The sequence below is a fragment of the Allokutzneria sp. NRRL B-24872 genome (genome assembly GCF_002155965.1).
Lineage (GTDB): Bacteria > Actinomycetota > Actinomycetes > Mycobacteriales > Pseudonocardiaceae > Allokutzneria.
Window position 1 is genome coordinate 1 of record NZ_MUMH01000106.1, and the last position, 8,359, is coordinate 8,359.

An 8,359-nucleotide genomic window follows, 5' to 3' on the forward strand; every position below is an offset into this window, starting at 1 on the left:
ACCCCAGGTAAAGCCGACCCGTTCCAGCCGCGTGTTCTGTTGGGAGGGGGTTGCGTTTCGGCGTGGCGGACGCCTGGGCGTGTGAGGTCGACGGAGTCGACGAACCCCTTGTCACACAACGTGTTCACCCTATGGGGAGAGGATGTCGATCTTCGCATTTGGGACAATAGAAGAAGGGAGGCGAGGGGGAGAATCTTGTTTGATACCAAGGGTTTGATCGCATCGTTGCAGGCTCATCTTCGTGAGCGGGATGCCTACAAGTTGACCGGTGATGGGTTGTTGGATTGTCTGCGTGAGCACGAGAAGATCATCAACATCGTGACCGCTTCGGCGATCGAGGTCGCCGCCGAAGCGGAAGCTCAGGGTGTGCCCGCACGTCAGGGTTGTAAGGACCTCGCGGTGTTGTTGCGCACCACTTTGAAGATCGCGCCGGAGGACGCGGCTCGGCGTAGTCAGTTGGTGCAACGGTTGCCGGGGTTGGACAGGACCCGGAAGAAGTTGCACGCGGGGAAGATCAGCGTGCGGCATGCGCAGATCATCGCCAACACCGTCGACAAAGTCCCCGTCGACAAGGCGAAGAAGGTCGAGAAGGTCCTCTGCCGTCACGCACCCCGCCTCAACCCCCGGCAGTTGATGTACGCGGCGAAGGTCGCGCGGGCGACGATCGATCCGGAGGGCACGTATCGGGATGAGAAGGAGGGGTGGCGCAGCGGTCGGTGAAGATGGGCACCGACGAACACGGCCATCTGCACTTGATCGGCAGCTTTGACACCCTGACCGGGCAGAAGATCCAATCCCTGCTGCACGCCCTCGCGAAGAAGCGCGCAGGCGATGAACGGACGACCGAGCAGCGGTATGCGGATGCGTTCGCAGAGGTGGTTGACCTTGCCCTGACGGCGAAAGCGTTGCCCACCCACGGTGGTGAACGGCCGCAGGTGATCGTGACGATCTCCTACGCCGACCTCATGGCCAGCCTCGGCACCGGGTTCACCGCCTGGGGCGAGCCGATCAGCGCCGGGCTTGCCCGACAGATCGCCTGTGACGCCAACATCCTGCCCGTCCTCCTAGGAGGCGAAGGCAGGCCACTCGATGTCGGACGAAGCAACCGAACGGCGACTCCGGCCATGCGCAAGGGGTTGGCGGTGCGGGACAAAGGATGCGCCTTCCCGGGGTGTGATCGGCCTCCGGCGTGGACGGAAGCTCATCACGTTGTTCATTGGCTTCACGGCGGGGAGACGAAGATCGACAACTTGGTGCTGCTGTGCTCGCACCATCATCACGTGATGCACGACGAGGGCTGGGAGATCGTCTTCGAAGACGGCATCCCGACCTTCATTCCGCCGAGGTGGGTGGACCCGGATCAGAAACCGATGCGCAACGTCAGGGTCGACCTAGCTGGCGAAAGCGCCGTGTAGCGCGTGATCGGCGAGGTCGGTGGCGCGCGCGGCGGGAGACAGGAAGCTGGGGTCGGCGAGCCAGGTGCTCGTGACACCACTGACAGTCGAGACGATGCCGAACGCGGCGATCTCGACATCGGTGCCGGGACGCAGGAGCTCCGGCGCGTTGGCGAGGACGTCGGCGATCTGGCTCACCCAGGAGTGCATGACCTCCCGCTTCAGGTCCAAGCCGGGAGCGTTGCCGGACTTGTAGATGGTGACGCTCAAGATCGACCGCATGGTGTCGTCGCGCTCCAACGCCACGAAGTAGCGGCGCAGGTGCTCGTGGAGACGGGACTCGGCCGGGCCCTCGGTGGTCAGGGGCTCCCACACCTCGGCGGCGGCCACGGGCCACTTCTCGGAGACAACGGCCAGGTACAACTCGGCCTTGTCCTTGAAGTGGTGGTAGGCGGCGCCGCGCGTGACCCCGGCAGCGGCGGCGATATCGGCGAGCGAAGCGTCAGCGAAGCCGGACTCGGCGAACACGCGCAGACCAGCGTCCACCAGGGCAGCCCTTGTCGCCGCAGCCTCGGCCGCCGTCCTCCGCATGACGCCACACTATACGTGCGGAAGCGTATGTATCAGTCAGCGCAGCAGCGGCGGCACGGTGGGCAGGACCTCCTCGGGCGGGCCGCTGAGGCGGCACTCCACGGCGAGCGAGCCGGAGTAGTCGATCTCCGCCAGCGTCGCGGTCAACGACCGCCAGTCGAGATGGCCGGCGCCGGGCTCCAAGCGGTTGGAGTCGCTGATCTGCACGTGCCCCAACCACGGCGCGGCCTCGCGGAGGGCGTCCAGCGGAGCGGCCTCCTCGATGTTCATGTGGTAGGTGTCGGCGCCGACCCGGACACCGTCGGAGTCGGTCGCCTTGATCAGCTCAATGGCGTGGTCGAGGCGGTTGACCATGTGGTCCTCGTAGCGGTTCAACGGCTCCAGCAACAGCACCACGCCCTCGCGCTCGGCGTGCTCGCCGAGTTCGTTGAGCGCGTCCAACAGCACCTTGCGGTCCTCCTCGGCGCTGCGCGGCGGGACGAACGGGGGCAGGCGGTAGGAGAACATGCCCCACGAAGCCGGCGTCATCGCGCCAACGCCTTCGAGCTCAGCCATCACCGACAGCTGACAGGCCATGTTGGCGATCGCGTCGCGGCGACGCTCGGCGTCGAAGTCGCCGATGAAGTGCGACATCTCCACGCAGACGGTCGGCATCACGACACCGGCGGCCTTCGCTTGGCGGAGTTCGGGGAGGCGGTCGCGGAAGGACAGATCACCCCGGCCGCGCAACTCGACGGCGTCGAAACCGGCGCGCCGCGCGAAGTCCCACTTCGCCAGCAGCGTGGCACCGGGCAACATCTGCTCCTGGCAGGACAACAACATCGTCAACTCCCGTCCACATCGGCGAAATCGAGCACGACCTGCAACGTGTCGGCGGGGCGCTCGTCGATCTCCGCGAAGGCCAGCGCCACCTCGCGCGCGCCCATCACGTGCGACACCAGGGGAAGCGGGTCCAGCGTGCCCGCCGAGACGAGGTCCATGAACGTGCGCTGCAACCGCTCCACCGACCACCGCTGCGCCAGCCCCGGATTCACCCCGCCGATCTGCGAGGCGACCAGGCGGACGCGGTTGTGGTGGAACTCCTCGCCGAGCCGCAGACCGATCGCGTCCCCTTGGTAGAAACCGGAAGCGACCACCCGGCCGGCCACGCCGACAGACCTGATCGCCTCGTGCAGAGCCTTCACCGAGCCGCTGATCTCGATGCACGTGTCCGCGCCGCGGCCGTCGGTGTGCGTGGTGATCCGCTCAGCGACCGCGTCGTCGACCGCGTTGAGCGCGAGCACGGCGCCCTGCACCGCGGCGAGCGCCAAGCGTTGGGGGAGCGCGTCAACAGCGATCACCCGAGCACCGTTGAGCGTGGCGAGCCGCGTGGTGATCAGGCCGAGCACGCCCTGGCCGAACACGGCGACGTCCTCGCCGAGGTGGATGTCCGCGTCCAGCACCGCGTTCAACGCGATCGCGCCCAACCGCGCGAACACCCCGGCCATCGGCGGCACGGAGTCCGGCAGCACGTGCCCGGCCAGCTTCGCCGCGTCCACCACGGCCTCCGAGCGGTGCCCCCAGATGCCCCAGACCCGTTGTCCCACTTCGAGTTCGGGCACAGAGGTCTCGGTGATCACGCCGACCTCCTGGTAGCCCCACCCGGCCACCGGGTACCCGAAGGACGGCGTGCCCTCCACGAACAACCGGCGCTCGGCGTCCCAGTGCTTGCTCAGGTACGGGTTCGAGCCGCGATAGGCGGTCAGCTCGGTCCCGGCCGAGATCCCCGAGTACAGCGTGCGCACCCGGACCTGCCCCGGAGCCAACGCCGCGACGGGCTCCTCGACCAGCTCGACCGAACGCGGCGCGGAGAACTGCACGACTTTGGGCACGCGCATACCTAGCCGCACCGACTTATGTCTTGTCAAGCGACAGAAGTCGAAGGTAACCGGCATTTCACGGGTCACCGGTTGGTATTGGGGGGCGACGTGTTGAGGAGGCGCCGTGCTCACCCCCGAACTCATCCCTGCTCAGGCCGGTCGCGGCCGTGGGCTCGCGCGCGGGCTCGCGGTCGGCGGCACGGTCGCCGCGCTGAGCGCCGTCGCGATCATCGCGGTGCTCGACCTCGTCCCGGCGATCGGCCTGATCAACCCGGTGCGGCGCACGATCAGCGAACACGCGCTCGGCCCGAACCGGGTGGTCTACGACATCGCGTTGCTGCTGCTCGCGCTCGGGTCGCTGGCGATCCTCGCGGCATTGGAGCGCGGCGGCCTGGTCCGGTTCCGCTCGGTCGGGGCGGTCATGCTCGACCTGTGGAGCGCCGGGCTGACCGTGGTCGTGCTCTTCCCCAAGCACAACTGGGCCGTCGGGCCGAGCCTCAGCGGCGACATCCACCGCGTCGGCAGCATCGTGGCGTTCCTGAGCCTGCCCGTCGCGGTGCTGCTCATCGCCCGCCGCTGGCTGCGCGACGAGCGGTGGGGCGTGCACGCCAGGCGCACCCGCGCGCTCGGCGTGCTGGCCGTGCTGTCCTTCGCGCCCGTCGTCTACGTGCTGGTCTACGCGATGGCGGTGGGCGGGTCGTGGTGGCAGGTGCTGCCGCTCGGCGTGATCGAACGCCTCCTCGCGCTGTGTGAGGTCGTCGCCGTCGTCGGCGTAGGGGGCTGGGCGATCGCCTCGACCCGGCCCGCGGTCGCTGAGCCCTTTCGAAGCCCACTTGACACCCCTGCGCCGATCGAGTGACCTCATCGGTGATGACGAACCGAGTGGTGTGCCCCAAGCCGAAGCCGGACGCGCGGCGCGTGCTGATCTGCCTGAGCTACGCGGGCGGTGGCACCGCGCCGTTCCGTGGCTGGGCCGACCGCGTGCCGCAGGACGTCGAGCTCGCGCTGGTCTGCTACCCCGGCCGGGAGCGCCGCACCCGCGAGGAGATGCCGCCCACCTGGGCCCAGCTGCTCGCCGACGTCGAGCTGGCCGTTGCGGAAGCCGCTGCCGGACGTCCTTACGTCCTCTTCGGGCACAGCATGGGCGGCGCCGTCGCGGCGAGCCTCGCGACGCGGTCCGACAAGGCCGCCGCTGTCGTGCTGTCGGCGACGCGGTCGCCCACGTCGGGGTTGAAGTACACGCTCGGCCCGAACGACACCGACGAGGAGTACGTCGAGTGGATCAGGGAGAAGGCCCAGGTCCCCGACGAGGTCCTGGAGCACCCTGAGCTGCGCGAGATGGCCATCACCATGCTGCGCGGCGACATCACCGCCCTGCACGACCTGGTGTACGACCCCGCCGTGCGGATCGGAGCGCCGACGCAGGTCCTCTACGGCGAGCTGGACGAGGTCGACGAGGCGGCCGTGCGCGGCTGGGGTGAGATCGTCACGGGAGACCTGCGGATCGACCGGCTCCCTGGCGGCCACTTCTACGTGCCCGAGGTGTGGGAACGGCTGCCGGAACACATTCACGCGCTGCGAGAGGACGGCTGAGGTGCCCAAGGCGGACGTGTGGTGGGTCGAGCTGGGCTCGGTGCCACTGGAGCCGATGCTGGCCTGGCTCAACGACGAGGAACGCGACCGCTGGTCCCGCTACCTCAAGGACGACGACAAGCAGCGGTTCCTGCTCGGCGCCTCGCTGTCCAGGGCGATCGTCGCGCGCTCGCTCGGCGTCGCCGCCGCTGACGTTCCCCTTGAGCGGCACTGCTCGCGCTGCGAAGGACCGCACGGGCCGGTGACGTCGCCGCTGCCCGGCGCTCCGAAGCTCTCGGTCACGCACGCCGGGGAACTGGTCGGCGTCGCCGCGTCGCTGGACGGCCTGGTCGGGCTCGACGTGGAGCCGTCCGCCGGGCGCGCGCCGTTGAAGGACCTGAGCGTGGTGTTCGGGCCCGACGAGATCGCGGGCATCACCAGGGCGGGCGGCGGCTCGGAGCCGTTCCTGCGCATGTGGACCCGCAAGGAGGCCGTGGTCAAGGCGGTCGGCGTCGGCTTCATGGTGTCGTTGCCCGACGTGGTCCTCACCGGTCCGGCGAGTGCTCCGCGCCTGCTCAGCTGGCCCGCGGAGGAGCCCGGCGCCGACCGCTTCCCGGCCGAGACGCGCATGGCCGACGTCCAGGCTCCGCGCGATCACGTCGGCGCCGTCGCCGTGATCGCCGAACGCGCCGCGGGCGAACTCGTGGTCGCCCAGCACAACGGCGCCGACCTGCTCACCGCCGCGATCCCCGCGTAGTTCCCGCTGGTTCACTCGGGTGTGGGTACCGCTTCGCCCGCTTAATGTGGAACTTTCTCATGTATGAGGGTGTTGGCGGTCACACTTGTTCTCGCGCTGGTGGGGGTCGGGGCGCCCGTGGCGGCGGCTCCGGCTGACGGCGGCACGGTCGTTGTCGGGACCAAAACTGTTGGTGGGCGGACGGTTCACGTCTTCCGCGACCAGCTCGGCCGCGAGGTGGTGTTGCGCGGCTTCAACGTCTCCGGCACCACCAAGCTCAACGAGCACGGCAGGCTGCCTTTCGCGTCCGTGGCCGACGCCGCGCGCTCCGCGACCTCGATGCGCGACGAGACGGGGGCGAACGCTGTCCGTTTCCTCGTCGCGTGGGACGGAGTGCAGCCCGCGCCGAACACCATCGACACCGCCTACCTCGACCGCGCCACGGCGCAGATCCGCGAGTTCACGCGTCGCGGAGTGCACGTGCTGCTCGACTTCCACCAGGACCTGTTCTCGCGCGATCTGTTCAACAAGGACAGCTGGTACACGGGAAATGGAGCTCCGAAGTGGGTGATCGACGCGGGCAAGTATCCCCAGGAGCACTGCGTCGCGTGCGTGACATGGGGTCAGAACCAGTGGCAGAACGACGCGGTCCGCTCGGCCTTCCGCGATTTTTGGCTCAACCGCGAGCTTGATACGCCCGCCGGGCAGATCGGCATGCAGGACGCTTTCCTCGACCAGGCCGCCGCGACCATGCGGCACCTGAAGAACTCCTTGCCCACCAAGGAGTTCGGCCTGGTGCTCGGACTCGACCCGTTCAACGAGCCCGCCGACGGTGAGGGCGCGGTCTCCTTCGCTGACCGTGAGAAGGAGCTGATCTGGCCGTTCTACCAACGTGTTCGGGCGCGCATGGACACCGTGGGATGGCAGGACAAGCCGCTCTACGCCGAGCCCTTGGTGAACTGGAACCTCGCCATCGTCGGGCTCCGGCGCGGTGGGTTCGGCAGCATCGGGAGCATGGGGCCGCGCTACGTCTTCAACTCGCACTTCTACGACACGCTGCGCCTGTCGATCGATCCGACCAAACCCGGTGACGGCGGATATGCCAATCAGGCCAACGAGATCCGCGAGCGCGCGGAGCAGCTGGGGACTGTTGGTTTTCTCTCCGAGTTCGGTCACCGCATGAGCGGTTGGTCCTCCGAGAAGGCGCCGATGATCCTCAAGGCCGCGTACCAGGGACTCGATCGCGGCGCTGGGAACTCCGACTGGTGGGCGCGCCCGATGTCCGCCGGAGCGGTGATGTCCGCGACCCAGTGGCAGTGGGACATCTACAACGGCAAGCACCACGAGTTGATGAACGGCAACCCCGCCAAGGTGCAGACCGCTGGGGACGCGTGGAACGACGAGGACCATTCCGTCATCGACGCCAACGGTTTCCGCGTCGATCAGCGCGTGCTCGACCGGATGTATCCGCAAGCGGTCGCCGGGGACACGCTCGCGTTCGCATACGAGGACATGGCCAAGGACGGGTTCGCTTCGTCGACCACGCCGTCCGTCCGGTGGATTCACGTGCCCGCCCAGTACCCGGCGCTCGCCAAGGTCGTGGAGGGTCGCCAGTTCGGCATCCTCGCGTGGCGCGGCGGTGCACAGGGCGCTACTGAACTCCACCTGCCGCGCACCTTTTCCCCCTCCGAGTCCTCCGTCGCCGCGTCCTTCGGTGTCCACTCAGGACTGTCCACTTCGGACTCCTTGGTGCGCGTGGGTTTCGAGTCCGGGTCGTCGGTCGCGCGCAAGCTCGTGCTCAACGCGGGGCCCGGGGTGCACGTGGCGCTCGTCGTGAACGCCCGCGTCCCCGTCGCCGACCTCACCGCTGCCCAACGCGACCTCGCGGCCTGGGCCGCCGCTGCGGGTATGAGCTGAATGACTCATTGACCACGTTGAGCGTGGTCAATGACTCGTTCAGCACGTTCAACCACATGAACGAGTCATTGAGGTGGTGCCCCCGTGGCCCCGAACGGCCCGTTCAGGTACTTCACCGCACTGAACGGGCCGTTCGGGGCGCTGAACGCACTGAACGGGTCGTTCAGGGCCAATCCAAGTACCTGAAGGGGTCGTTCAGGGCTCTCCCAACGCACTGAACGGGTCGTTGGGGGCGGCGCCGAGTACCTGAAGGGGTCATTCGGGGAGCTCAAGTACCTCAATGACTCATT

Annotated in this window: 9 protein-coding genes; 6 read left to right on the forward strand and 3 right to left on the reverse strand. The window is 68.1% G+C overall.

From position 1 onward, the window contains the following. Nucleotides 1–720 (forward strand): DUF222 domain-containing protein (locus tag CCN37_RS42080; protein WP_143261809.1); only part of this gene is annotated, 720 nt, incomplete at its 5' end. Further along, nucleotides 702–1,415: an HNH endonuclease signature motif containing protein gene (locus CCN37_RS42085; protein ID WP_086825637.1), complete on the forward strand. Its 714-nt coding sequence runs from the start codon at nucleotides 702–704 to the stop codon at nucleotides 1,413–1,415. The genes CCN37_RS42080 and CCN37_RS42085, both read left to right, overlap by 19 nt. Here CCN37_RS42085 and CCN37_RS25845 read toward each other — a convergent pair. From CCN37_RS25845 to CCN37_RS25855, 3 genes are read right to left on the reverse strand one after another with little or no spacing between them, the layout of a single operon-like run. Then, nucleotides 1,392–1,985: a TetR/AcrR family transcriptional regulator gene (locus tag CCN37_RS25845; RefSeq protein WP_086825639.1), complete on the reverse strand. Its 594-nt coding sequence runs from the start codon at nucleotides 1,983–1,985 to the stop codon at nucleotides 1,392–1,394. The two genes, CCN37_RS42085 and CCN37_RS25845, sit on opposite strands and share 24 nt — an antisense overlap. A gap of 36 nt (nucleotides 1,986–2,021) precedes the next feature. Continuing rightward, nucleotides 2,022–2,807, reverse strand: coding sequence for a sugar phosphate isomerase/epimerase family protein (locus CCN37_RS25850; protein WP_086825641.1), 786 nt, complete (start codon nucleotides 2,805–2,807; stop codon nucleotides 2,022–2,024). Between the two features lie 2 nt (nucleotides 2,808–2,809). Further along, nucleotides 2,810–3,856, reverse strand: coding sequence for a zinc-binding alcohol dehydrogenase (locus tag CCN37_RS25855; RefSeq protein WP_168200861.1), 1,047 nt, complete (start codon nucleotides 3,854–3,856; stop codon nucleotides 2,810–2,812). Nucleotides 3,857–3,968: 112 nt separating this feature from the next. Here CCN37_RS25855 and CCN37_RS25860 point away from each other — a divergent pair, with 112 nt between their 5' ends. From CCN37_RS25860 to CCN37_RS25875, 4 genes are all read left to right on the forward strand, one after another. Then, a complete protein-coding gene (locus CCN37_RS25860; protein WP_246843309.1) occupies nucleotides 3,969–4,703 on the forward strand; it encodes a DUF998 domain-containing protein in 735 nt (244 codons plus the stop codon). 11 nt (nucleotides 4,704–4,714) lie between these two features. Next, the gene (locus CCN37_RS25865; RefSeq protein WP_086825645.1) at nucleotides 4,715–5,437 is read left to right on the forward strand and encodes a thioesterase II family protein; all 723 of its coding nucleotides are present in this window, start codon (nucleotides 4,715–4,717) and stop codon (nucleotides 5,435–5,437) included. Between the two features lies 1 nt (nucleotide 5,438). Next, nucleotides 5,439–6,173 (forward strand): 4'-phosphopantetheinyl transferase superfamily protein, encoded by a 735-nt coding sequence (locus tag CCN37_RS25870; protein WP_086825648.1) that lies wholly within the window; start codon nucleotides 5,439–5,441, stop codon nucleotides 6,171–6,173. Between the two features lie 63 nt (nucleotides 6,174–6,236). Continuing rightward, nucleotides 6,237–8,069, forward strand: a complete 1,833-nt coding sequence (locus tag CCN37_RS25875) for a cellulase family glycosylhydrolase (RefSeq protein WP_086825650.1) — start codon at nucleotides 6,237–6,239, stop codon at nucleotides 8,067–8,069. Nucleotides 8,070–8,359 lie beyond the last annotated feature (290 nt).